Raw genomic sequence first — 24,326 nt, 5'->3', positions numbered from 1 at the left:
GTCCCCGTGGTGGTCCGCCGGCCGGCTCGTACACGGGAAGGAACGCGGCACGGACCGGTGCCGGCGCGGCCCGGGTGCCGCGGGCCCGCGCTGCCGGGCGCTCCGCGGCCACGCCCGGCTCTCACGCCGGTTCGCGTTCCGCCGAGCCCGAGCCTGAGCCCGAGCCCGAGCCCGAACCCGCAGCCGTGGCCGAGCCCGAGCCCGCAGCCGTGGCCGCGCCCGCGGCCGAGCCCTCGGCCGGCAGGCGCCGGGTTCCCGCCACCGCGCCGCATCGGCGTCACTCGCGGCCGGCCGGGGCCGGCACGCGCCGGAAGCCCTACGTCTGCCACGACCGGTATGACCGGCCGGTGTCCTTGACCTGGCACCGGCGGCCGGCCGGGCAGTTCACACCCACCGAAGACCAACGGGGAGGAACGGCATGCACACCGTCGGGATTACGGAACCGGAAGCGCCGCACCGAAGACGCCCGGACCGGGGCGCCGCGGGGTGCCGGGTCAGGGTGCGCGTCCTGGTGGTCGACGAGCAGGCGCTGTTCCGCGCCGGCATCCGGCACCTCCTGTCGGACGCGGAGGGCTTCGAACTGGTGGGCGAGGTGAGTTCGGCCGAAGGGGCGCTGCGCATGCTGCCGGAACTGTCCCCGGCGCCCGACGTCGTGCTGATCGACCCCCGGCTGGAGGCGGGCGCGGGAACGGTCGCCATCCGGGCCGTGCGCTCGGGGCCCGCCCCGGAGCGGAGCGCGGTGAACGGAGCCCGGCACGGCCGGGTCCCGCGTGTGCTGGCCGTCTCGGTCCGGGACGACGACGACTCGGTGGTGGCCTCCATGCGGGCGGGGGCGAGCGGCTACATCACCAAGCAGACCTCCGAACAGGAACTGCTGCGCGCGATCGAGATCGTCGCCGAGGGCGGCGCCGTGTTCAGCCCGGTCATCGCCAGGCGGCTCAGCGGGTACTTCGCGGCACCCCACGCGGTTTCGTACCGTTCGGCGTTCCCCCAGCTGACGGGGCGCGAGACGCAGGTGCTCGACCTGCTCGCGCGCGGCTGGAACAACAGCCGGATCGCCAGAGACCTGGTGCTGACGGAGAAGACGGTCCGCAACTACGTCTCGCAGATCCTCGGCAAGCTGGACGCGCACCACCGGATGGAGGTGGTGGTGCGGGCGCGCGAGGCCGGGCTGGGAATCCTGCACTGACCCACGAGGGCCGCAGGCGCCCGCCGGGTATCCGGTCACGCCCGGCGCCCGCCGGTCCCGATCACGGCGAAGACCCCCGATGCCGCGGAGCTTTCCGGAGCCGCGCCGCTCGGGGGTCTTCGTGCGCTCCGCAACGCCCGGCCGGCCGCCCCGGACGCGGGTGCACGGACCAGCCGCACACCCGCGCGCGGGCGGAGCCGGAGCACTCGGGCTGTAGAGCATCTGATCCATCAGCCGCACAGCCGCGCGCGGGCGGAGCCGGACCGGAACGGCCGAAATCCGGACCAGTACCGGAACCGGGACCTCCGGCCGGGACATTTACGAGACAGCTGCCCCGGGAGTCCGGGACACGGGCCTGCCTAGCGTGAGGGCCCCGCGCCGATCACCGGTGCGTCCGTCCTCACCGCCGGGAGCCACCGTGAGCAGCCAGCCCCAGCACCCCGACCATCTCTACGTTGACGACTTCCTCGGCGTCAGGGACGAGGTGGTCGCGCTCCACGGGTGGGACCACTCCCTGGACGACATGTGGTGCCACGTGCTGCCGCCCGGGCACTACTCCCGGCCGCAGGGCTGGAAGATCCACCTCTCGGCGACGCCGAGTTCCGCGGCGTCCGTGCTCCGCAACGCCGCCCGGGTGCTGCTCGAACGCGGCGTGGCCTTCAAGTTCGCCAAGGGCGTCGCCCAGCTGCGGCAGCTGCTGTCCGTGCGCTGCAACCGCGGCAGCGGCGGCAAGTTCATCACCGTCTACCCGGAGGACGACCGGCAGTTCGCGGAGCTGGTCGACGAGCTGCACCGGGCCACCGAGGGCATGACGGGCCCCAAGATCCTCTCCGACCGCCGCTACCGGCCCGGCAGCCTGGTGCACTACCGCTTCGGCGGCTTCTCCGGCCGCCAGCAGATCCTCGACGCCGACGGCTCGTACGTACCGATGCTCGTCACGCCCGACGGCGGCTGGTTCCAGGACAAGCGGGAGGCGTGGTACGCGCCGGTGCCCTGGGCCGAGCCGCCCGTCCCCGACGCGGCACCGGTCCGCACCGAGGCGGAACGCGGGCAGCAGCAGGTGCTGCTGGACTCCCGGTTCGCCGTCTTCGAGGCGATCCGGCACTCCAACCGCGGCGGGGTCTACCGGGCCGAGGACCGGCGCACCGGCCGCACCGTCGTCATCAAGGAGGCCCGCCCGTACGTCGCCGCCGAGTTCGACGGCACCGACGCCCGCGACTATCTGCGCAACGAGCACGAGATCCTGCGGCTCTTCGAGGGCATGGGCATCGCGCCCCGCCCCGTGTCGCTCTTCGAGTACCAGGACCACGTCTTCCTAGCCGAGGAGGAGATCCCCGGCGTGACGCTGCGGGCCTGGGTGGAGCGTCAGGTGCGCGAACACCCCGACCACGTCATCTCCGTGGACGCGGTGCTGCCGGTGGCCCGGCAGCTGGTCACGCTGGTCGCCACGGTCCACGACAAGGGCCTGGTCTTCCGCGACCTGACGCCGAACAACGTCATGGTCACCCCCGACGGCACCCTGGTGCTGATCGACACCGAGTTCGTGGCCCGTCCCGGCGAGCTGGTGACCCGGGTGATGACGATGGGATACGTGGCGCCGGAGGAGATGACGGGCCCGCCGCGCTACCCCGCGCCCGGCCAGGACACCGACCTGTACAGCCTGGGCGCGTCGCTCTTCTTCCTGTGCACGGGGGTGCATCCGCTGCTGGCCGAGGACGTCTCCGCCGAGCCGCGCCCCCTCGACGACCGGCTGGCGTTCCTGGTGGACGCCGTCGCCGGCAGCAGCCCCACGCTGCGGGCCTTCGCGCCGCTGGTGCTCGGTCTGCTGCGCCAGGACGCGCGGCAGCGCACCGGGCTGTCGCGGGTGCAGGAGATGCTCGCCTCGATGCCGGGGCAGCAGGACACCGGCGGGACCGGCGGCGGGACCGGTGCCGGCGCCGCCCCGGCGGCCCAGGCCCCCGTGAGGCTGCCGGCCGAGGAGCAGCAGCGTCTGCTGGACGACGGCGTCCGCGAGCTGGTGGCGGCGATGACGCCCCACGACGAGCGGAGCCTGTGGCCGGCCGTGCCCTACGACGGGCGGCTGTTCGACTCGCTGAGCCTCCAGGCGGGCTGCGCCGGCTCGATCGACGCGCTGCGGCGCACCCTGGCGCTCAAGTCCACCGGCGAGCCCGGCGGAACCGGCGAGACCGGCGGAACCGGCGAGGCCGACACGGTGCGGCGCGCCCTGCGGACCTCGGTGACCTGGCTGGAGGACCGGCTCCGCCAGGACCAGCGGCTGCTGCCCGGCCTGTTCTTCGGCCGCGCCGGCACCTGCTGGGCCCTGTACGAGGCGGCCGAGGCGCTGGGGGACGAGGGCGCCATGCGGCGCGCGGTCCAGCGGGTGAAACGGCTGCCGGTCGCCTGGGCCAACCCGGACATCACGCACGGTGTGGCGGGCTCCGGCCTCGCCCAGCTCCACCTGTGGCGCCGCACCGGCGACGAGGAACTGGCCCGGCGGGTGGCGATCTGCGCCGAGTCGGTGCTGGCCGCCCGCCCGGCCGGCGAGCCGACGCTGTGGCCGCTGCCCGAGTCGCCCAACGGCCGTGCCGGGACCGGCCCGACCCACCTGGGGTACGCCCACGGGGTCGCCGGCATCTGCACGTTCCTGATGACGGTCGCCCGCGAGCTGGACCGGCCCGAGCTGCTGGCGACCGCTGCTGCCGGCGGCGACTACCTGCTGTCCGTCGCCCAGGAGCAGGGCGACGGCTTCACCTGGCCGGTGGCGCCGCCGCAACCCGGCGACGCGGAGTCACAGGACGGGGTGTGCTGGTGGTGCAGCGGCGCGTCCGGCATCGGCACCTTCCTGATCCGGCTGTGGCGGGCCACCGGCGAGACCAAGTACCGCGAGGCCGCGCACCGGGCGGCCGTGGCCACCCGTGCCGAGAAGTGGTTCCTGTCCGCGAGCCACTGCCACGGTGTCGCCGGCAACGCGGAGTTCCTGCTCGACATGGCGGCGGCCACCGGCGAGCCGGTGTACCGCGAGTGGGCCGAGGAGTACGCCACCTGTCTGGCCCGGCTGTGCGTGCTGCGCGACGGCCGCCTCGTCCCCATTGACGACGTGTCCCTGAAGACCACGTACAGCTACAACCTCGGGCTGTCCGGCTCCATCGGGTTCCTGCACCGGCTGCGCCACGGCGGCGAACGCTGGTGGATGGTGGACGACTTCGCGCTGGCGCCGGAGGGCCCGCGGTGAGCGGCGCGGCGCCCGCCGTGGCCGACCGGTCACGGCGCCCGGCCCAGCTGTGGGACGCCCTGACCACCCTCAGATCGCGCTTCGGTTTCCGTTTCTCCGCCACCGGGCGCCGGGCCGCGGCCCTGGTCACCGACGGCCGGGGGCGGATGTTCCTGGAGACCTGGGACCTCCGCGGCGACACCCCGGACTGCCGCGCGGTGCCCGGCTTCGAGCGGGCCGCGTCCAACGTCCCGCTGCGGGGGCGGCCCACCGATGTCGTGCCGTTCGACGACGGCTCCGTGCTGGTGCTGGTGGCCCGGCCCGGCTGCCACGATCTGGTGGCCGTGCAGCCCGACGGCGGGGAACGCGTCCTGGGAACGGTGCCCGGAGACCACGTCACCCTCGCCGCCCCGCCGGACGGCAGGCCCGGCGCGCTGCTGCTGGCCCGCGTCGGGGACGACCCGGCCGCAGCCTGCACGGCGTGGACGCTGGCGGGCTCCCCGTCCGGCCCGCCGGTACGGGCGGGGGAGCTGCCCGCGCTGCTGCTGCGCGGCGGCGGCTGGCTCGACCCGGCCGGCGAACGGTTCCAGGTCAACGTCCGCGACGCCGGCCGCATCCGCCCCGCCGCATTCCATGTCCGCGACGGCCGCCACGACTTCCTGTACGACCACCCCGGCGGCTCCGGCGGCGACACGGTGCTGCTGACCGCGCCCGAGTCCGGTGTGCTGCTGGCGGCCACCGAGCGGAACGGCAGGCACGTACTGTGCGCCGGACCGGCCTCCGGCCCGCTGCGCGTCCTGTCGGCGCCGGACCGGCTGGCCGGCGAGGTCCGCCCGCTCGCCCTGCGCGGCGACGGCAGATGGGCCGTGCTGCGCCGCACCCACGGCCTGGCCTGCGACCTCTTCCTGCTCGACACCCACCGCGACACCGTCCGCCCGCTCGCCGCGCCCGCGGGCCGGGTCCTGGGCCCCGTCGCCTGGCGCGCGCCCGCGGCCGGCGCCGACGAGGGGCCGCCGCGGCTGTGGTGCCTGTCGGTCGGCGCCGACACACCCGCGCGGCTGCTCGGCGCCACCGTCTCCGGGGCCGGTGACGCGCGGCGGGCGGAAGCGGACGACGGCACTCCGGCCGGCCGGTGGCCCTGGGCACCCGGTCACGTACAGAACTTCCCCGGCCCCGCGGGCGACATCGAGGCCCTGGTCTGCGGCCACGAGGACTGGCGCACCGCCCGGCACGTCGTGCTGGCCCTCCACGGCGGTCCGGCCGGCATGTGGCGGCTCAAGTTCCACCAGTTGTTCCAGGTCTTCGCCGACGCCGGCGTCACCGTCATCGCGCCCAATCCGCGCGGCAGCATCGGCTACGGGCAGGCGTTCCACGAGCACGTGGTCAACGCGTGGGGCGGCCCCGACCTGGCCGACGTCCTGCATCTGGCCGGTCACATCCGCGGCCGGCGGCCGACGGACCGCGAACCGCCGGCGCTCTACGGGCACAGCTACGGCGCGTTCCTCGCGCTGCTGGCGGCCTGCGCCGCGCCCGGACTGTGGTCGCGGGTCGCGGCCGTCGCACCGTTCCTGTCCGGCGAGTCCCTGTACCGGGACGCCGCGCCGCCCGTCCGCGCCATGATCGACCGGCTCGGCGGCCGGCGCCGGGTGGCCGACGAGCACGGCCCGCGCGACCTGGCCGAACCCGGCCGGCTGTCCCGGCTGAGCGCGCCGCTGCTGATCCTCCACGGCGACCGCGACGACGTCGTCCCGGCCGGCCAGTCCCGCGCGCTCGCGCGGCGGCTCGCCGAACTGGGGGCGGTGCCCGGCGTGGACTTCCACCACCACGAGGTGAGCGGAGCGGGTCACACCCCGCTCGACGGCTCCCGGAGCCTCCACCTGGCCACGGCGCGGTTCCTGGCCGCGGGCGGGTGGAGTCCATGACGGCGACGAGCACGGAGGGGAGGTGAACGACGTCATGACCCTGGATCTGGAGGCATTGCAGGAGCTGCGGGCCACGGAGGAGAGCGGCGGTCTGGCGGACTGCTGTCCGCTGCCGGACTGGCTGTACCCCACGAGCTGCTGCGAGATGACCGTGATCACGTGTTTCGGCTGCACCTTCACGGGCTGACCCACGTCACGAGGATCCGACGAGCACGGAGGGGAGGTGAACGACGTCATGACCCTGGATCTGGAGGCGCTGCAGGAGCTGCGGGCCACGGAGGAGAGCGGCGGTCTGGCGGACTGCTGTCCGCTGCCGGACTGGCTGTACCCCACGAGCTGCTGCGAGATGACCGTGATCACGTGTTTCGGCTGCACCTTCACGGGCTGACCCACGTCATGAAGTCCCGACCAGCGTGGAGAGGAGGTGACTCCCGTGACGCTTTCCGTGGACGCGCTCCAAGAGCTCGAATCGACGGAGGAGGCGGCTCTGGGCGTACTGGACTGCTGCTGGAACTCGCTCACCGAGAACTGCCCCATCTTCGGTACCAGCGGCCTGACGACCTGCCACAGCTGCACCAACACCAACGGATGACGGCTCGGTCGTCAGTCACCCGTCGCTGACGGAAGGAGAAGACCATGGCCATCGACGTCGAGTTGCTCCAGCAGCTTCCGGAATCCGAGGAAGCCGCGTACTCGGAGCTGGGCTGTTGCGGGTTCGGCAGCGTTCTGACCTGCCCCGCTTACACCTTCGATTTCTGATCTCGAAGGCACCCCGGCGGCTCGTCAGGGCCGCCGGGGTCGGCAGGCCGGCAGTCGGACCGGCCGGTGCACGACCCGGCGAAGTGAGGACTTCCATGCAGCAGCGTGATCGGCTCCTGTGGCAGGTGGCGCGGTCGACCGGCGGCTGGACGTCGCTGTTCCTGGCGGCGGCCCTGCTCGACGCCGTCGCCTCCCTGGCCCTGCCGATGGCGCTGGCCGCGGCCATCGACGCCGCGCTCGGCGGCGAGTCGACCGGCCCCGCCCTGGTCTGGCTGGTCACCCTGCTCGCTGTCTCCACCCTGGCGCAGGTCGCGGCCGAGCTGGTGGAGGCCACCACGGCGGCGCGGGCCACGGGCCGGCTCCGCCACCGGACGCTCGGCCATCTGTTCGCCCTCGACCTCGGCGGACAGCGGCGGTTCGCCGAGGGTGACCTGCTGAACCGGCTGCTCCAGGGCACCGCGGAGACCGCCAAGGTCGGCCCCTCCCTGGCCGGAGCCGTCGTCGCCCTGCTCACCTCGGTCGCCGGCATCGTCGCGCTGCTGCTGATCGACCCGGTGGCCGGCGCGGTCTTCCTGCTGGGCGCCCCGGTCGTGTGGCGGCTGGCCCGGGGCTTCCTCGGCAGCTCCACCGAGCTGACCGAGCGTTACCAGACCGCGTACAGCGGCCTCGCCTCCCGGTTCGTGGACGCGATGAGCGGGGTGCGCACCATCCGCGCCGGCGGCACGGCCGGCCGGGAGGCCCGCCGGGTGCTCGCCCCGCTGCGCGAACTGCGCCACTACGGCGAGGCGCTGTGGAACACCCAGCGGGACGTGGGCTGGCGGCTGGCCGTGCTGGTGGCCGCCCTCCAGGTCGGCGTCCTGGCGACCGCCGGACACGGGGTGATCGCCGGGCGGGTCAGCCCCGGCGAGCTGATAGCGCTCAACACCTATCTGGGCTACGCCTTCGGCGTCTTCCGGCAGGTCGGCACCCTGGCCCACCTCGGCAGGGCGCGCGGCTCGGCGGCCGGTGTCAGCGAGGTGCTGAACACCCCGGCGCCCGCCGGTGCCGACGGCACGGCCGCCGGCCCGCCGCTGCCCGCGGGCACGGGCGCCGTGAGCCTGCGCGGGGTGCGCGTGGCCGAGGGGGACCGGGCGCTGCTCGACGGCGTCGACCTCGACATCCCGGCCGGAGCCACCGTCGCCGTCGTCGGCGGCTCGGGCGGGGGCAAGTCGACGCTGGCCGCCGTCGTGGGCGGGCTGTGGCGGCCCGACGCCGGTGTGGTGAGCATCGACGGCATGCCGCTGTGGCAGGCCGACCAGCGCTCGGTGCGGGACGCCGTGGCCCACGCCTTCGAACGGCCGGTGCTGCTCGGCGAGACCGTCGCCGACGCCGTCGTCTACGGCGACCGGCCGGTGGCACCGGAGGCGTTGCGCGGGGCGCTGCGCGACAGCCGCGCCGAGTCGTTCGTCGAACGGCTGCCGCTCGGCCCGGACACCCCCGTCGCCGGGCTGCGCCTGTCCGGCGGCGAACTCCAGCGCCTGGGTCTGGCCCGTGCGCTCTGCAGGGACGCCAGGATCCTGGTCCTGGACGACACCACATCGAGCCTGGACACGGTCACCGAACGGGAGGTCTCGCTGGCCATGGACCGCGCCGCGCGGCACCGCACCCGGCTGGTCGTCACCCACCGCGCCGCCACCGTGCGCCGCGCCGACCTGGTGGTGTGGGTCGAGGCCAACGGCGTCCGGGCCGTGGGCAGCCACGAGTCGCTCGCCGCCGACCCCGGCTACCGCGCCCTCTTCCAGCAGCCGCACGGCGACGCCCCCGAAGACATCCCGCCGGTGGCGGAGCCCCGAACGATGGAGCAGGCATGACGGTGACAGCCAACGCCAAGCCCGGCGGCCGGACGCTGCTGCGCCCGGCCCTCGCCGCCCAACGCCGTTCCCTGCTGGTCCTGGCCGCCTGGTCGCTCCTGGAGGCGGCCCCCGTCCTGCTGTCGGGCCAGCTCGTCGCCGCCGCGCTCGACCGCGGCTTCCTGGCCGGAGAGCTGGCCGCGGGGCTGGCGTTCCTCATGCTGTACGGCACGAGCATGGTGCTGGGCGCCTGGGCGGCACGGCACGCCGTCACCCCGCTCGCCGCCATCGTGGAGGCCGCCCGCGACGCGCTGGTCCGCGCTGTCGTCCAGGCCCGGCTGGCCCACGCGGTCCAGGGCAGCGGCCCCACCGACGCCAGCACGGTCGCCCGTCTGACCCGGCAGACCGAGGCCGTGCGGCAGATCCTCGCGACGCTGCTGATGATGGTGCGCACCGTGGTGTTCTCGCTCGGCGCCGCGCTCGCCGGGCTGGCCACCCTGCTGCCGGAGATGGCCGGTGTGACACTGGGCTGCCTCGCCGCCGCGGGCGCGCTGCTGGCGCTGCTGTCGGTGCTGTTCCGGAGGCGTTACCGCGAGGCGCTGGTGGCCGAGGAGCGGCTGGCGGGGAGCGCCGGCCACGCCGTGTCCGGCCTGCGCGACGTACTGGCGTGCGGCGGCGCGGGCACGGCGACCCGGCGCGTCGGGCAGGACGTCGACGCCAACGCGGCCGCCTCCATAGCGGCCGCCCGCATCGGCTCCTGCCGGATCGGGGTGGTGGTGATCGGCGCCCGCATCCCGCTGGTCGCGACCCTGGCGATGGCGCCGTGGCTGCTGCGCAGCGGCGCCGTCACCCCGGGGCAGGTCCTCGGCGCCGTCACCTACCTGGTCTCCGGGCTCGAGCCCGCACTGCGGCTCTTCGCACAGAGCCTGGGCAACATGGGGGTCCAGCTCCAGGTCCTGCTGCGTCGGCTCGCGGACCACACGGCCGGGCCGCCCGAGCCGCCGGCCCGGCCCGGCGCCGTTTCCCCCGGCCCCGGGCACATCCCCTCCCTCTCGCTGCGGGGCGTCACCTTCGCCTACGGCCCGCACTCCGCGCCGATCGTCGACGACCTCGACCTCGACGTCCCGTACGGCGACCATCTGGCGATCGTGGGACCCAGCGGCATCGGCAAGTCGACGGTGGCCAACCTGATGGCCGGCCTGGAGTCCTGCCGCCGCGGCGAGGTCGCGCTCGGCGGCACCCCGCTGGCCGGACTGGCCGAGCCGTGGCTGCGGGAGGCCGTCGCCCTCGTCCCGCAGGAGTCGTACGTCTTCGCCGGGACGCTGCGGGAGAACCTCGCCTATCTCTCCCCCGAGGTGTCCGACGACGAGCTGGCGCGGGCCGCGGACGCGGTCGGGCTGGCGCCGGTGGTGAAACGGCTCGGCGGCTTCGACGCGGCGATCGAACAGGCCGCGGCCCTGTCCGAGGGGGAACGCCAGCTGATCACGCTCGTACGGGCATATGTCTCACCGGCACGGCTGGTGATCCTCGACGAGGCCACCTGCCACCTGGACCCGGCGGCCGAACGGCGCGCGGAGGAGGCGTTCGCGGCCCGGACCGGCACGCTGATCATCATCGCGCACCGGATCAGCTCCGCGATGCGGGCCCGCCGGATCCTGGTACTGGACGGGCAGTCCGTGCGGGTCGGCGACCACCACGCGCTGCTGCGCGACTCGCCGCTCTACGCCGACCTGGCCAACACCTGGGCCGCCGCCCCGGCCGGAACGAGGGCCTGACGGCCGTCCCGTGATCCCGGCACGTGCACGTTCCGTGATCCCCGGCACGTGCCGGGGCCGGTGAGAACGAGGTGCCCCGGCCGGCTCCGGTCGGGTAGCGTGCGGACCATGTCGAGTCCTGAGTCGGACGAGGTGGGGGCTTTCGGTCACGCCGTCAGCCCCCTGAACCACTGAGTTCGCAGCCCTGTACTCCCGCCGCGTTCCGCGGCGGGACGAGTGTGCCCCGGGGGCCGGCCGCGGTGACGAGATGACCCTCTCGTGCCTCACTCACCCGGAGCCACTCGATGCCTCTCCCGCTGTACCTGCTCGCCCTGGCGGTCTTCGCCATGGGCACCTCCGAATTCATGCTCGCCGGCCTGCTGCCGGACATCGCCTCGGATCTCGGCGTCACCGTCGGGACGGCGGGCATGCTCACCCCGGCCTTCGCGATCGGCATGGTCGCCGGCGCCCCTCTCGTGGCCGTCCTCGCCCGCAACTGGCCCAGGCGCTCCAGCCTTCTGGGGTTCGTCCTCGCTTTCGCGGCAGCCCACGCCGTGGGCGCCGGCACCACGAGCTTTCCCGTCCTGTTCGCCACCCGGGTCGCCGCCGCGCTCGCGAACGCGGGATTCCTCGCCGTCGCGCCGGCGGCTGCCGCCACGCTGGTCCCCGCCGACAAGAAGGGACGCGCGCTGGCCGTGCTGCTGTCGGGCACGACGGTGGCCACGATCGCCGGAGTCCCCGGCGGGTCGGTACTCGGCACGGTGCTCGGCTGGCGGGCCACGTTCTGGGCCGTCGCCGCTCTCTGCCTGCCCGCGGCTCTCGGCATCCTGAAGGGGATCCCAGCGGGACACGGGCAGGCGGAGGCGGCCGGCGGGCCGGCCCTGCGAGCGGAGCTGGCCCAGCTCAGGAGGGCGCCGTTGCTCCTGGTGATGCTGCTCGGCGCGCTGGTGAACGCGGCCACCTTCGCAAGCTTCACCTTCCTCGCACCCGTCGTGACCGGCACCGCCGGGCTGGGCGAGTTGTGGATCTCCGTCGTGCTGGTGCTCTTCGGTGCCGGTTCCCTCGCCGGGGTCACCGCCGCCGGGCGGCTGGCCGACCGGCGCCCCGGCCCGGCCGTCGCGGTCGCGGGTCCGCTGCTGCTCCTCGGCTGGCCGGCCCTGGCCGTGCTGGCCGCCGAGCCGGTCGCCCTGTTCGTCCTCGTGTTCGTGCAGGGCGCGCTGTCGTTCGCGCTGGGCAGCACACTGATCACGCGGGTCCTCTACGAGGCGGCCGGAGCGCCCACCATGGCCGGTTCGTATGCGACCGCGGCACTCAACGTCGGTGCCGTCGCCGGCCCCCTCGTCGCCGCGACCACCCTCAGTACCGGGGCCGGGACCCTCGGACCGTTCTGGGCGAGCGGACTTCTCGTCGCCGTCGCGCTGCTCCTCGCGCTTCCCTTCCGCGCCGTGATCACGGCCGGCCGAAGCGCCGAGGTGGTCCGGTGACGCGTGCGAACACCCCTTGAACGGCGGGGGACACCGAAGGCTCACCGATCGCGGCCGCGGCCGCCCGGCCGCCCGCGTGGCGGCCGGGCGGGGCGGTGAGCGTGCTCTGCCCCGGCGGCAACCGGCCCGCCTCCGCGGCGCGGCCCTGCCGGTGAGCGCACCGGGGGCGGCGCGGTGCCGCCCCCGGTGCCCGGCCGGGGGTCAGCGGCGGGGCTCCACCGTCATGTCGCCGCGGGTCAGCGTGCGGCCGAAGTCGCCGGCGAGCAGGTCGTGCGGGACGCCGAGCCCGACCGCGCCGGCCCGGTCGAGGCGGGCCAGCTGCGATCCGGTGAAGCCGACCTCCAGGGCGCCCAGATTGTCCTCCAGCTGCGCGGAGGTGCGGGCGCCGATGACCGGTGCCGTCACACCCGGATTCCGCAGCGTCCAGGCCAGCCCGACCTGGGCGGGGGTGCGGCCCAGCTCGGCGGCGACCTCCCGCACGACGTCCACGACGGCGAGACTGCGTTCGGTGACGGTGCCGTTGGCGATGGTGAGACTCCTGCGGGTGCCGTCGTCGGCGGCTTGCTCCGCCGTGATGTCCTCGCGGCTGTACTTGCCGGTGAGCACCCCGCCCGCCAGCGGTGAGTACGGCATCACGCCCAGCCCCATCTCGCGTGCCATGGGGATCAGGTCACGTTCCGCCGTACGCTCGATCAGGTTGTACTCGATCTGCAGAGCGACCAGCGGCGACCAGCCGCGCAGCTCGGCGATCGCCTGCATGCGCGACACCTGCCAGGCCGGGACGTTGGACATCGCCAGGTACAGGACCTTGCCCTGCCGGACCAGGTCGTCCATGCCGCGCAGGACCTCCTCGACCGGTGTCGTGAAATCCCACATGTGGAGATGGAGCACATCGATGTAGTCCGTGTTCAGCCGTCGCAGGCTGGCCTCCACCGACGCGAACAGGCTCTTGCGGTGAGGACCCCCGGAATTCGGGTCGCCGGGCCGGCGCAGCGTCGTGTATTTCGTCGCCAGCACCAGGCTTTCGCGGTTGTCCCGGGTGAATTCGCCCAGCAGACGCTCGGAACTGCCGTTGGTGTAGGTGCTGGCGGTGTCGATGAAATTGCCGCCGCGCTCGACGTAGAGGTCGAACAGCTTGCGTGCCTCGTCCTGCCCGGCGCCCCAGCCCCACTCGGTGCCGAAGGTCGCCGCGCCCAGCGCCAGCGGTGAGACCCGCAGCCCGGAGCGGCCGAGCAGCCGGTAGGTGTCGAGGGTGAGCGGCATGGTGTCCTCCTGTGCTTGTCCCGTTGCCGCAAGCCAGTCTGTGACCGCCGCGATCCGGGGATAAGGGAAGGAAGTTCCTGGGAATGGCAGTCCCACCCGGGCTGTTGGACCGGCCATGACGACCCCCGCCGTGGACGCGGCACAGGAGCTGGCCGCCTTTCTGCGGACCCGGCGCGAACGCCTGGACCCGCGCGACTTCGCCCTGCCCTGGCGCCGGCAGTCCCGGCGGACCCCGGGACTGCGCCGCGAAGAGGTCGCCGAACTGGCCGGGGTCAGCACCGACTACATCGTGCGGCTGGAACAGGCCCGCGGACTGCGGCCCTCGGCGGGCGTGGTGGAGGCGCTGGCCGGGGCGCTGCGCCTGCCCCCCGGGGAACGCGCCTACCTCTTCAACCTGGCCCAGCAGCGCCCCCGCAGCGCCGGCGAGCCCGCCACCACGGCGGCACCGCCGCTGGCCCGGCTGGTGGACGACCTGTCGCCGCTGCCGGTCATGCTGATGAACCACCGCTACGACATCCTCGCCTGGAACGGCGAAATGGCGCGGCTGCTCCTGGACTTCGGCACCCTGCCGCCGTCGCGGCGCAACGCGATGTGGCTGTGCCTGATGCATCCGGAGATCCGCGAGTTCTATGTCGACCGCGACCGCGTCGTGCGGGAAGCGGTCGCCCATCTGCGCGCCGCGTGGGCCGCCTGTCCGCACGACGAGGCGTTGAGCGGCCTCATCGCCGAATTCACCGCCCACGACGAGGAGTTCGCCCGCCTGTGGGCGGAGCGGGACATCAAGGCCAACGGCCGTGGGAGCAAGGTGATACGGCATCCCGAGGCCGGTGAGATCGCCCTGCGGTTCGAAGTGCTGACGCCGCTCCAGGACCCGGACCAGCAGCTGGTGATCTACCGCGCCGCGGACGAGAAGAGCCGGCAGGCCCTGGACCGGTTGCGCGCACGGTGACGTCGTACCGCGCTGCCGCCGCCTCCGGAGTCCCGCCTCCGGAGTCCCGCCTCCGGAGTCCGAGTCCCGCCTCCGGAGTCCCGCCTCCGGCGCCGGGCCCGGCCCGCAGCAGGCGCGGTCCCGGCCCGGCGCGGCGTGTCAGCCGGTCAACGAGGCCGCCAGCTTCTCCAGCGCCGCCATCTGTTCCTGCATGCCGCCCTCCATGCCGGACTCGATGATCGCGTCACGGACGGTGCGGTCCGGCACCTCCGTGAGCATCCACAGTGACGTGACGCCGTCCTTCTCGGTGAAGACGGCGGTGTTCACCGCGGCGTTCGCCTCCGCCTCCTCCGCGGTCATCCCGGGAGCCCCCTCGAAGACCTCGGTCCAGACGATCCGCTCCTCGGGGACGATCTCGCGGTACTCACCGTGGAAGGCGACCTCGAAACCGGCGTTGGCCGTCATGACGTACCGCCAGGCGCCGCCCACCCGGAAGTCCATCTCGGCTGTGTCCAGCGTGCCGCGCTCGCCGCACCACCAGCGCTTGACCAGTTCGGGTGTGGTCCAGGCCCGGTAGACCAGCCGCCGGGGCGCGCGGAAGTCCCGGGTGATGAGGATCTGGTCGTCCGCCGGGAGGGTCAGGGTCGCGGTGTGGTTGCCGGTCATGGCCGGTTCTCCGTTCACTCGTCGCGGTGATCTTGGCGCTTGAGGTCCTCGATGACGGAGTCCAGCCGGGCGAAGCGCTCCGACCAGAACCGCTCGTATCGCCGGACCCAGTCGTGGATCGGCCTCAGCGCCTCGGCGTTGAGCCGGTAGAGCCGGTGCCGGCCGTCCTCCCGGACGTCCACGGCACCGACGTCCCGCAGGACGCGCAGATGCTTGGAGACCTGCGGCTGTGTCAGCTCCAGCTCCTCGGCCAGGGCGGTCACGGAACGTTCGCCGCCGGTGAGGGCGTCGAGTATTCGCCGGCGCTGTGGTTCCGCCACGGCGTTGAATGCGTCTGCTGTCGTTGCGGCCCGGGCCATGCCCTCATCGTATGCCGATATGGGAATATGTCAAGCGGGTGCCGCGGTCGTCGCGGTCACTGCGGTAGTGCGGCACAGCGGCAGTGCGGCAGCGCGGGCCGCGAGGCCCGAGGCGGGAGCGCACCTCGCCCGGACAGGCGGCAGGCGGGAGGCGGCGGGTGTCAGGTCGGGCGCCGCTTGCCGCGCGGGGCCGGCCCGGCGGAGGTGCTCCCGCCGGGCCGGTGGTTCCGCCGGGGGCTCAGGACAGCACGCGGTAGGTCACGTGGGTGACGAGCTTCGCCGACCGCGACTCCACCTGTTCGAGGCTCAGCGGCGGGACGCCCTCGAACACCCGTGTGCCGGCGCCGAGCGTGAGCGGCGCGATGTGCAGCCGCAGCTCGTCGATCAGGCCCGCGGCGAGGTACTGGTTGACGGTGGTCGCGCCGCCCTGGATCGCGACATCGCCGTCCCCGGCCGCCGCGCGTGCCTGCGCCAGCGCCGACTCGATGCCGTCGGTGACGAAGTAGTACGTGGTGCCGCCCTCCATCGGCTGCGGCTCGCGCGCGTGATGGGTGAGCACGAAGACCGGGGCGTGGTAGGGCGGATTGTCGCCCCACCAGCCGTTCCACTGCCGGTCCCACGCGCCGCGCACCGGTCCGAACATGTTGCGCCCCATGACGAAGGCCCTGGCGGCGGCCATCCGGTCGATAACGGCCCGGTTCTCCTCGGGGGTTTCGGTGAACCAGGCGTGCAGCTTGTCGCCCCAGCCGTCGCCGCCGTCCTCGCCGAAGGGGCGTTCCTCGGTCTGGTGGAGTCCGGCGGAGTACCCGTCGGCCGAAACGGTGATGTCGCAGACCACTCTGCCCGGACGTTCGGTCATTGCTTTCTCCTCCTGGGAGACCGGAACCGAAGGCTGGGATCCTGCCAGGAAACCGGTCGCCGGAACAGCAGGCAGACCGTCCGGCGGCACGACCGCCGCCGGAACGGAGGACGTCCGCGGCCGGCCGGCCCGGGGCGGCGGCGGGCGGCCGCGGCGGATTCCCGGTGTGCGGAGGTCAGGCTGTGGCGGGCGTGGTGAGCAGCTTGCCCATGGCCGCGAGGACGGACGGCTCGACGCGGTAGTAGACCCAGGTGCCGCGGCGTTCGGAGGTGAGCAGGCCGGCATCCTTGAGCTTCTTCAGGTGGTGCGAGACGGTCGGCTGCGAGACGCCGACGTCGGAGATGTCGCACACGCACGCCTCCCCGCCCTCGTGGGACGCGACGGCGGAGAACAGCCGCAGGCGCACCGGGTCGCCGAGGGCCTTGAACATCCGGGCGGCCGTCTCGGCTTCCTCGGCGGTCATGGGGCGCTCGGTCAGCGGCGGGCAGCACGGCGCCACCGCCGGGCCGGCGGGTTCGAGCAGCGGCAGCCTCGTATTCGACATACGTCTATGTTGGCACATGTCGAAGCAGGGCGGGGCTCAGCTCCGGGAGAGGTGGACGGCCAGGCGCCGCGCGACGCGGGCGGCGTCCCGGCCGGCGCCGCGCAGGGAGTTCGAGGACAGGCTCCGCTGCCACTCCAGCCCGACGAACGCGAGCCCGGCATGGGCGGTGGAGAGGCCTTCCCGGTGCGCCGGGTGCCCCGCCCGGTCGAGGGCGCCGTCGAGGCCGGCGAGATAGGGCAGGTCGGGCCGGTAGCCGGTGGCGAGCAGGATGACGTCGGCCTCCTCGGTGGTTCCGTCGGCCCAGACGACCTTGCGGCCCTCGATCCCGGTGAACAGCCCGCGCCGGTCCGGCGCCCCCTGGGCGAGCGCGGCGCGGTAGCGGCCGTCGTCGATGACCAGTTGCGTCGGCGGGGTGCGAACGAAGCGGCCGAGCGGTGCCGTGTCGAGGCCGGTGTGCCTCAGCCAGAAGTGCAGGTCCCGCCCGAGGACGCGCTGCGGGGCGAATTTCACCGGTGTCCGGCCGGTGAGCGTCACCCGGGCCGCGGCGGCCAGCTCGGCGGCGATCTGCACGGCGGAGTTCCCCGTGCCCACCACGACGATCCGCCGCCCCGCGAACGGGCCCGGCTCGCGGTACTCCGCGGCGTGCAGCACCCGTCCCGTGAACGTCCCGAGGCCCGGCAGCCGGGGTCGGTGCGGGCGGCCGAACGTCCCGGACGCGGCGACGACGGCCCGCGCCGACAGCCGGGTCCCGTCCCGCAGGCGCACCTGGAAGCCGCGGCCGCCGCGGAGTACCTCGGTGACCCGGGAGCCGGTGCGGATGTCGGCGTCCAGGCGCGCGGCGTACGCCGTCAGGTAGCCGGCCACCTCGTCGCGGTGCGGATGGCGGTCCGCGTCGCCCCCGGGGAACGGCATGCCCGGGAGCGAGCTGTACCGGGCGGGGGAGAAGAGGGTGAGGCTGTCGTAGTAGCGCGGCCACGACCCGGCCGCGCGGCCGGACGCCTCCAGCACCACCGGCTCGAGCCCCTGTCCCAGCAGGGCGTGTGCCGCGGCCAGCCCGGACTGCCCGCCGCCGATCACCGCCACGTCGACGTCTTCCATGCCTGTCTCCAGCCCGCCTCAGAGTTCGATGTCTGTCTATGTTGACGTTCATCGAATCAGGTGCCATGCTGATCACACAAGGCATCGACAGATCTCAAATCAAGAATCCCGGAAGCCAAGACCCGAGGAGTCCGGAATGCCCTCGCTGCTCACTCGAATCCGCGCCGCGGCGGCCGGCGCGACCGCGCGAACCCCCGCGGTCGAGTTCTGCGACAGCCGCGCGCAGGTCTGCGACAGTGCCTGCCGGGCCGCCGCCCATCGCGTACGCGCCGAGCAGTCCCTGCTCCTCGCCGCTTTCCGTATCTGACCGCCACTCGCAGGAAGAAGTCCTCCCATGGAGCCCACCGCCAGCCTTCCCGTCGTTGTCATCGGCGCCGGCCCGACGGGTCTGGCCGCCGCCGCCCACCTGGCCGGGCGCGGCCTCGAACCGCTGGTGCTGGAGGCGGGCCCGGCCGCCGGCGCCGCGGTGCGCGAGTGGTCGCACGTCCGGTTGTTCTCCACCTGGGCCGAGGTCGTCGACCCGGCGGCGGAGAAGCTGCTGGCCGCCACCGGCTGGACCGCCCCGGACAGCGCCGGCTACCCCTCCGGCGGGGACTGGGCCGGGCGCTACCTCCAGCCCCTGGCCGACGCCCTGGGCGACAGGGTCCGCTACGGTGCCCGGGTGACCGGTGTCTCGCGCGCCGGACGGGACCGGATCGTGGACGCCGGCCGCGGCACGCAGCCGTTCGTCGTGCACGTCGCCCACACCGACGGCCGCGAGGAGCGCCTGTTCGCCCGCGCCGTGATCGACGCCTCCGGCACCTGGACCCGTCCCGGCCCGGCCGGCGGCAGCGGTCTGCCGGCGCTCGGCGAGCAGGCCGCCGCCGACCGCGTGAGCTACCGCGTCCCCGACCTCACGGACCCGGAGGTCCGCCTCCGTTACGCGGGCAGGCGCACCGCGGTCATCGGCTCCGGCGCCTCCGCCTTCACCGCGCTCGCCCAACTGGCCGATTTGGCGAGGCGCGAGGACGGAGAGGGGACGCACGCCGTGTGGATCCTGCGCCGCGGCATCTCCGGCTCGACCTTCGGCGGCGGCACCGCCGACCAGCTGCCCGCGCGGGGCGCCCTCGGCCTCGCGGCGAAGGCGGCCGTCGACCAGGGCTTCGCGGACGCCGTCACCGGCTTCCGCACCGACGCGATGGAGCGTGACGCCGACGGCCGCGTGGTGCTGGTCGGCGAGGACGGCCGACGGCTCGACGCCGTGGACGAGGTGATCGTGCTGACCGGCTTCCGCCCGGACCTGTCCTTCCTCGGCGAACTGCGCCTCGGCCTGGACGAACGGCTCCAGGCCCCGGTCGGACTCGCCCCGCTCATCGACCCGAACCAGCACTCCTGCGGCACCGTCTACCCGCACGGACACCGCGAACTGTCCCACCCGGAGCAGGGTGTGTACCTGGTCGGCATGAAGTCCTACGGCCGTGCGCCGACCTTCCTGGCGATGACCGGCTACGAGCAGGTGCGTTCCGTCGCCGCCGCCGTCGCGGGCGACCTCCGGGCGGCCGACCGCGTCGAACTCACCCTCCCCGAGACCGGCGTGTGCGGCGGCGCCGGACTCTTCGACGCCCCGGAAGCCGGCCGGGTGGCGGACGGCGGCTGCTGTGCCCCGGAAGCCGGCCGGGCGGCGGACGAAGGCTGCTGTGCCCCGGAGCCGCAGGTCGTCCGGATCGGTGCGCCGGCCGGGTCGGCCGCCGCCGGGGAGGCTCCGGAGGGCGGCTGCTGCGGTTCGTGACCGTCCTGAGCACACCCGGCGAGCGGGGCCGCGACCGGAGCGGGGGACCGGTCGTGGCCCCCTGCCGTAGTCCCGAACCGCCCTGCGCGCCACGCGCGTACTCCGTCCGCGCGCACCGGGCCCGATGGGCGCCGAGCGGCGGTCCGCGTATGCCCGCGAGGCCGCTGAGCAGGCACAACCGCCGCGCGTGAGCTTCCTGTGCGGCGCGGCTGCCCGCCGCTGTCCACGGCCGGCAGGAGCTGCGGAGGGCAGGCTGCCGCGCCGCCTGCCGCCCGCCCGCAGCTGAGACTGTCACCGACCGGGCGGCACGGTGGCCCGCCGCCCGCCGCCCGCCGCGCGGTGCGGGCGCGGGGCGCACCCGTTCTCCGTGCCCGGTACGCCGGAACCGGCGGCGGCAAGACCGTGCCCCGCAGCGGATCGCCCTGGCGTTTCGCGACGCTCCGCGACGGACCGTCACGGAAGACGGCGGGCGTGACATGGATCACTCCGTGCGGAGAACCTCCGCGCCGGTCCGGACGTCTGCCGGGTGTGAGATCACGCAGGAAAGCACTGCACGAGCTGGACGAGGAGCGCCTGCTCCGGCTGGTGGCCGGAGGCGACCGCGACGCGTTCGACGAGCTGTACCGGCGTACGGCGCCGTGGATGGCGGTGCGGCTGCGCCGCCGCTGCGCGGACGAGCAGATCGTCGCCGAGGTGATGCAGGAGACGTATCTGGCGGTCTGGCGCGCGGCGGGCGCGTTCGCCGGGAGCGCCGTCGGCGGCACCGCCGTCGGCTGGCTGTGGACGATCGCCGCGCGCCGCCTCGTGGACGCCTTCCGGCGCCGCGCCCACCACGCCGATCCACCGGTCGCCGCCGCCGAACGGGCAGTGGTGCCCGCCGCGGAGGAGGAGGTCCTGGCCGGGACCGTGGGCGGCGACGTCGGGGACGCCCTGCGGCGCCTGGCGCCGGAACTCCGGCAGGTATTGCAGGCCATGGTGCTCGACGGGTTCTCCGTCCGGGAGACCGCGGTCCTGCTCGGGCTGCCCGAAGGCACGGTCAAGACCCGCGCCCGACGGGCCCGGATCGCGATGCGAAAGGCACTGACATGAGGGTGGAACACGCGTCTGCGCGGCTCGTCCACGACTACGCGCGCGGCGGCACCGGCATGGCCGCCGACGAACTGTGGGCCCTGGAGGCGCACTTGGAGGCGTGCGGCATCTGCCGCGAGCGGCTCGCGGCCGCCGTCGCCACGGAGGCGCCCGAGATCACCGCACTGCTCGGCGCCGTGCGCTCGGACCTGGACTCCCGGCTGGACGCCGCGGCCCCGGCACCGAAGCGGCTGCGCCGCCGCGCCCGGCTGCCTCGATGGGCGACCCCGGTGATGGTGCCGTGGCTGGCCATGACCGCCGGCCTGACCCTGATCGCACTGCTGCTGGACTTCCTGAACCCGGACTTCGGCGAGGTGTCGCCGGTCCTGCTGCTGGCCCCCGCGCTGCCGCTGGCCGGTGTCGCCGCCGCCTGGTCGCCCGGCCTGGACCCGGCGCACGAACTGACGTCCTCCGCCCCGCGGGCGGGGCTGTACCTGCTGCTCCGCCGGACCGCGTCCGTGCTCACCGTGCTCGTCCCCGTCCTGTTCGCCGGGGGCCGGCTGACGGGGGTGACCGTCGCGGAATGGCTGCTGCCCACGCTGGCCTTCACCGTCGCGGCCCTGGCACTGGGCGGTGCCATCGGCGTCGGCCGTGCCGCCGTCGTGCTGGGCGCCGTGTGGGCGGCCGTGATCCTGGCGCCGGCGCTCGCCACCCAGCGCACCCCTCTCGCCCTCCGCCCCGACCAACTGCCCGCCTGGGCACTGCTGCTGGCGCTCGGGGCCGGGATCGTGATCGCCCGCAGGGGCGCGTACTCCGTGCTGCGGAACCCCCGATGACCACCGGAAAGGACGACTGCATGACGCCCGCGACCGGCGCGGCCGACATCGCGCCGAAGAACTACGCCTGGGAGATCCGGGCCACCGCACTGAAGGTACGGGCCGGCCGGAGGCGGATCGCCGTCGACGGGCCCAGCCTGTCCCTGGGCACCGGCGCACACGGCCTCCTGGGGCCCAACGGCGCGGGCAAGACCACGCTGATCCGTACCCTGGCCACCGTGCTGCGCCCCGCCGCGGGCGAACTGGAGCTGTTCGGCACCTCCGTGAGCGGGGTGGGCGACCAGCGGGCCGTGCGCCGCCGGATCGGCTATCTGCCGCAGGAGTTCGGCTACTACAAGCGGTTCACTGTGCGCGAGTTCGTCGAGTACATGGCCTGGCTGAAGGAGGTACCCGGGTCGGACATCCCCGGGGCCGTCCAGCGCGCCGTGGAACGGGTGGGCCTGGCCGACCGTGCCGACGAGCGGATGAAGGCGCTGTCCGGCGGCATGGTGCGGAGGGCCGGCATCGCCCAGGCCATCGTCAACGACCCCGCGGTACTGCTGCTGGACGAGCCGACGGCCGGTCTGGACCCGGCCCAGCGGATGCGCTTCCGCGAACTGCTCCAGGAACTCGGCCGCGACACCTGCGTGGTCGTCTCCACCCATCTGGTCGAGGACGTCGCGGCCGCCTGCTCCGACGTGCTGCTCCTCGCCGCCGGCCGCCTCGTCTTCCAGGGCACCCCGGAGGAGATGGCCGCGGCGGGCGGCCCCGGCCACCCGGGCGACAGCCCGCTGGAGCGCGGCTACTCGGCGCTGCTCCGCAACTCCGAGCGGAAAGAGGGAACCTGGTGAACGGCCGCGTGCTGCGCACCGAACTGAAGCGCTCCGCCGCCCCGTGGGCCGGCGTCACCGTGCTGGGAGGTGCCCTGGCGTTCCTCTGCCTGATCGACGGTTCGTGGTGGCGGGGCACCACGCGCTGGACGGCGCAGTGGACCTCGATGGCGCTGCTCACCCGTACCACGCTGGCCTATCTCTGGCCGCTCGCGGTGGGCATCGGGGCGCTCCAGGGGCTGCGCGACTCCCGCTCGCGGATGACCGAGCTGCTGGCGACCGCACCGCGGCCGGCCTGGCGGCGGGCGGCACTGCCGGCGGGCGCGACGGCGATCGCGCTGGTGTCGGGGTTCGGCCTCCTCGTCCTGTGGGGCGGTGGCCAGGTCGCCCTGGGGGACACCACCTACACGCCCGTGACATGGCTGCCGATCGCGCTGGTGGGCGCGTTGGCCCTGGTCGCCGGCGCGGTGTTCGGGATGGGCGTCGCACGGGCGCTGCCCTCCGCCCTCACCCCGCCGGCGCTGGCGGTGATCTGCCTGCTGGCGACCGTCCTCCTCCAGCAGCACTCGGACGAGGAGCGCCCGTCGGGGCTCGCGCCGAACCGGCTCTCCCAACTGTCGCCGGCCACCGCGGAGGCGCGCGAGATGCTGCTGACGCTCTCCGGCGCCGTGCACCTCGGCCAGACGCTCTGGTTCCTCGGCCTGCTCGCCACCGGCTTCGCGCTGCTGGTGGCCGCGACCCGCCGGGCCCGGCTGCTCGCTCCGGTGCCCGCCCTGGCCGGTGCCGCCCTCGCCCTGCTCGTCCTCCCGGCCGCGCCGCGCGACACGTATGTCGTCGACCGGGCCGCCGCGGCCCCGGTCTGCGACGGACCGGTGTGCGTGACCGAGGCGCACCGGTCACGCCTGCCCGAACTCGCGCCGCACGGACGGGAGGCGCTGCGCCTGCTGCACGGCGTGCTCGGCGACGAGGCGCCGGACACGGTGCGGGAGGAGACCGCGCTGCGTGCGATCACGGCGGAACGCGAACTCTCCGCCGACGTGGTCCTCGCCGACTTCGACGACCCGGTGCTCGCGGGCGCGCGGGGCGAGGGACTCACCCGAGCCCTGCTCGCCCAGGGCCTCGTACCGAACTGCAGCGCGCGCAGCCCCCGGGAGAGCGGTGGGCGGACCGAACTCGTCGCCCAGAGCATCGCCGCGAGCTGGGCCCTGGGGGAGCGCGACCTGACGCCGCTGGAGCGCTACGACGCCGACGACCCGTACGCGGGACAGGCGTGGAAGGAAGCCGAAGCCGTCTGGGACCGGCTCACGGCGCTGCCGCCCGCCGAGCAGCGCTCACGGATCACCGAGGCCCGCGCCGCCGCGCTCTCCTGCGACTACGGCCAGCTCGAAGCGCTGAACGGGGGAACGTCCCGGTGAGGTGGCCGGTGCTCTACGCGCGTTCCCGGCATCTGCCCGCGTCGGCCGCCGTCGTGGCCCTCACCGCACTGGCGGTGTGGCTGCTCGCCCCGGACGACGGACAGGGCCCCGCGGATCCGAGGGTCACGGTTCTGGTCCTCGCCGCGGGGGTGACGGCCGCCGCCGCCGGGCTCGGCGGGCAGGATGCCGCGCTGGACCGGACGGCCGCGATCCGGTGGGCGCCGCGCCGGGTGGCGCACGTGCTGCTGATCGGTACCGTCGTCGGCGCCGTGCCGTCGGCCGTCCGGGTGCTGGGACCGGAACTCGCCGCCGTCCCGTTCATCGTCCGTGACAGCGCGGGCCTGACCGGCCTGGCCGCGTTGGGGGCGGTGGTGTGCGGTGCGCCGTACGCCTGGACCCTGCCGGTCGGCTGGCTCGCGTTCACGCTCTTCGCCCCCGCCGGGACGGGGATCGTGGGACAGGTGGGCGGCTGGCTGCTCCTTCCCCCCGGCACGGCGGTGGCGACGTGGACCGCGGCGGTGCTGCTGGTGAGCGGTACCGCGCTGTACGCCGTGGCCGGACCGAG

General features: G+C 74.5%; 24 protein-coding genes. 18 read left to right on the top strand and 6 right to left on the bottom strand.

Translation table 11 applies throughout. From position 1 onward, the window contains the following. The first annotated feature begins 499 nt into the window (after positions 1-499). The 10 genes from GCU69_RS29800 to GCU69_RS29760 all read left to right on the top strand — a co-directional run bounded on the left by GCU69_RS29800 (position 500) and on the right by GCU69_RS29760 (position 12,148). Positions 500-1,189 carry a LuxR C-terminal-related transcriptional regulator gene (locus tag GCU69_RS29800; protein WP_235978791.1) on the top strand — a complete coding sequence of 230 codons (690 nt, stop codon included), beginning with the start codon at positions 500-502 and terminating at the stop codon, positions 1,187-1,189. 418 nt (positions 1,190-1,607) lie between these two features. Further along, positions 1,608-4,421, top strand: coding sequence for a class IV lanthionine synthetase LanL (gene lanL / locus GCU69_RS29795; protein WP_156207751.1), 2,814 nt, complete (start codon positions 1,608-1,610; stop codon positions 4,419-4,421). Next, complete coding sequence (locus tag GCU69_RS29790; RefSeq protein ID WP_156207750.1) at positions 4,418-6,322, top strand: alpha/beta hydrolase family protein; 1,905 nt, start codon at positions 4,418-4,420, stop codon at positions 6,320-6,322. Before lanL ends, GCU69_RS29790 begins: the two co-directional genes overlap by 4 nt. A gap of 22 nt (positions 6,323-6,344) precedes the next feature. Then, positions 6,345-6,509, top strand: coding sequence for an ALQxL family class IV lanthipeptide (locus GCU69_RS29785; protein WP_156207749.1), 165 nt, complete (start codon positions 6,345-6,347; stop codon positions 6,507-6,509). A 36-nt stretch (positions 6,510-6,545) separates the two neighbouring features. After that, positions 6,546-6,710 carry an ALQxL family class IV lanthipeptide gene (locus GCU69_RS29780; RefSeq protein ID WP_156207749.1) on the top strand — a complete coding sequence of 55 codons (165 nt, stop codon included), beginning with the start codon at positions 6,546-6,548 and terminating at the stop codon, positions 6,708-6,710. 45 nt (positions 6,711-6,755) lie between these two features. Further along, complete coding sequence (locus GCU69_RS29775) at positions 6,756-6,914, top strand: ALQxL family class IV lanthipeptide (RefSeq protein ID WP_156207748.1); 159 nt, start codon at positions 6,756-6,758, stop codon at positions 6,912-6,914. Positions 6,915-6,958: 44 nt separating this feature from the next. Next, positions 6,959-7,081 (top strand): hypothetical protein, encoded by a 123-nt coding sequence (locus tag GCU69_RS34475; protein ID WP_257155947.1) that lies wholly within the window; start codon positions 6,959-6,961, stop codon positions 7,079-7,081. A 95-nt stretch (positions 7,082-7,176) separates the two neighbouring features. Next, positions 7,177-8,931, top strand: coding sequence for an ABC transporter ATP-binding protein (locus GCU69_RS29770; protein ID WP_156207747.1), 1,755 nt, complete (start codon positions 7,177-7,179; stop codon positions 8,929-8,931). Further along, on the top strand, positions 8,928-10,685 hold the full coding sequence (locus tag GCU69_RS29765; RefSeq protein WP_156207746.1) for an ABC transporter ATP-binding protein: 1,758 nt from the start codon (positions 8,928-8,930) through the stop codon (positions 10,683-10,685). Before GCU69_RS29770 ends, GCU69_RS29765 begins: the two co-directional genes overlap by 4 nt. 284 nt (positions 10,686-10,969) lie before the next feature. Beyond that, a complete protein-coding gene (locus GCU69_RS29760) occupies positions 10,970-12,148 on the top strand; it encodes a Cmx/CmrA family chloramphenicol efflux MFS transporter (RefSeq protein ID WP_156207745.1) in 1,179 nt (392 codons plus the stop codon). Positions 12,149-12,349: 201 nt separating this feature from the next. On the opposite strand, the gene GCU69_RS29755 is transcribed toward GCU69_RS29760, so the two are convergent. Then, positions 12,350-13,411: an aldo/keto reductase gene (locus tag GCU69_RS29755; protein ID WP_098754890.1), complete on the bottom strand. Its 1,062-nt coding sequence runs from the start codon at positions 13,409-13,411 to the stop codon at positions 12,350-12,352. Between the two features lie 115 nt (positions 13,412-13,526). Between GCU69_RS29755 and GCU69_RS29750 the strand changes: the two genes are divergently transcribed. Beyond that, on the top strand, positions 13,527-14,360 hold the full coding sequence (locus GCU69_RS29750; RefSeq protein WP_098754889.1) for a helix-turn-helix transcriptional regulator: 834 nt from the start codon (positions 13,527-13,529) through the stop codon (positions 14,358-14,360). Positions 14,361-14,498: 138 nt separating this feature from the next. Here the strand turns inward: GCU69_RS29750 and GCU69_RS29745 are convergent, their stop codons facing one another. From GCU69_RS29745 to GCU69_RS29725, 5 genes are all read right to left on the bottom strand, one after another. Further along, entirely contained in the window at positions 14,499-15,005 is a 507-nt protein-coding gene (locus GCU69_RS29745) for an SRPBCC family protein (RefSeq protein WP_098754888.1), read from the bottom strand. A gap of 14 nt (positions 15,006-15,019) precedes the next feature. Continuing rightward, positions 15,020-15,364 carry an ArsR/SmtB family transcription factor gene (locus GCU69_RS29740; RefSeq protein WP_156207744.1) on the bottom strand — a complete coding sequence of 115 codons (345 nt, stop codon included), beginning with the start codon at positions 15,362-15,364 and terminating at the stop codon, positions 15,020-15,022. Between the two features lie 238 nt (positions 15,365-15,602). Continuing rightward, complete coding sequence (locus GCU69_RS29735) at positions 15,603-16,223, bottom strand: dihydrofolate reductase family protein (protein ID WP_156207743.1); 621 nt, start codon at positions 16,221-16,223, stop codon at positions 15,603-15,605. A 175-nt stretch (positions 16,224-16,398) separates the two neighbouring features. After that, positions 16,399-16,767, bottom strand: a complete 369-nt coding sequence (locus tag GCU69_RS29730; protein ID WP_098754885.1) for an ArsR/SmtB family transcription factor — start codon at positions 16,765-16,767, stop codon at positions 16,399-16,401. Between the two features lie 36 nt (positions 16,768-16,803). After that, positions 16,804-17,865, bottom strand: a complete 1,062-nt coding sequence (locus GCU69_RS29725; RefSeq protein WP_098754884.1) for a flavin-containing monooxygenase — start codon at positions 17,863-17,865, stop codon at positions 16,804-16,806. Positions 17,866-18,001: 136 nt separating this feature from the next. Here GCU69_RS29725 and GCU69_RS29720 point away from each other — a divergent pair, with 136 nt between their 5' ends. The 7 genes from GCU69_RS29720 to GCU69_RS29690 form a co-directional block, all read left to right on the top strand. Further along, complete coding sequence (locus GCU69_RS29720) at positions 18,002-18,172, top strand: hypothetical protein (protein ID WP_156207742.1); 171 nt, start codon at positions 18,002-18,004, stop codon at positions 18,170-18,172. Between the two features lie 27 nt (positions 18,173-18,199). After that, on the top strand, positions 18,200-19,633 hold the full coding sequence (locus GCU69_RS29715) for an FAD-dependent oxidoreductase (RefSeq protein ID WP_156207741.1): 1,434 nt from the start codon (positions 18,200-18,202) through the stop codon (positions 19,631-19,633). 528 nt (positions 19,634-20,161) lie between these two features. After that, a complete protein-coding gene (locus GCU69_RS29710; protein WP_235978790.1) occupies positions 20,162-20,722 on the top strand; it encodes an RNA polymerase sigma factor in 561 nt (186 codons plus the stop codon). Next, positions 20,719-21,537, top strand: coding sequence for a zf-HC2 domain-containing protein (locus GCU69_RS29705; protein ID WP_098753782.1), 819 nt, complete (start codon positions 20,719-20,721; stop codon positions 21,535-21,537). Before GCU69_RS29710 ends, GCU69_RS29705 begins: the two co-directional genes overlap by 4 nt. Then, positions 21,534-22,367 (top strand): ABC transporter ATP-binding protein, encoded by an 834-nt coding sequence (locus tag GCU69_RS29700; RefSeq protein WP_098753781.1) that lies wholly within the window; start codon positions 21,534-21,536, stop codon positions 22,365-22,367. Before GCU69_RS29705 ends, GCU69_RS29700 begins: the two co-directional genes overlap by 4 nt. After that, on the top strand, positions 22,364-23,761 hold the full coding sequence (locus GCU69_RS29695; protein WP_098753780.1) for a hypothetical protein: 1,398 nt from the start codon (positions 22,364-22,366) through the stop codon (positions 23,759-23,761). The genes GCU69_RS29700 and GCU69_RS29695 overlap by 4 nt, the downstream gene beginning before the upstream one ends. Next, positions 23,758-24,326: hypothetical protein (locus GCU69_RS29690; protein WP_156207740.1), on the top strand; the 569-nt coding region annotated here is incomplete at its 3' end. The genes GCU69_RS29695 and GCU69_RS29690, both read left to right, overlap by 4 nt.

Source organism: Streptomyces lycii, assembly GCF_009735685.1.
GTDB classification, from domain to species: domain Bacteria; phylum Actinomycetota; class Actinomycetes; order Streptomycetales; family Streptomycetaceae; genus Streptomyces; species Streptomyces lycii.
The sequence above is the reverse complement of the archived record's forward strand: the minus strand, read 5'-3'. Positions and strand labels throughout refer to the sequence as shown.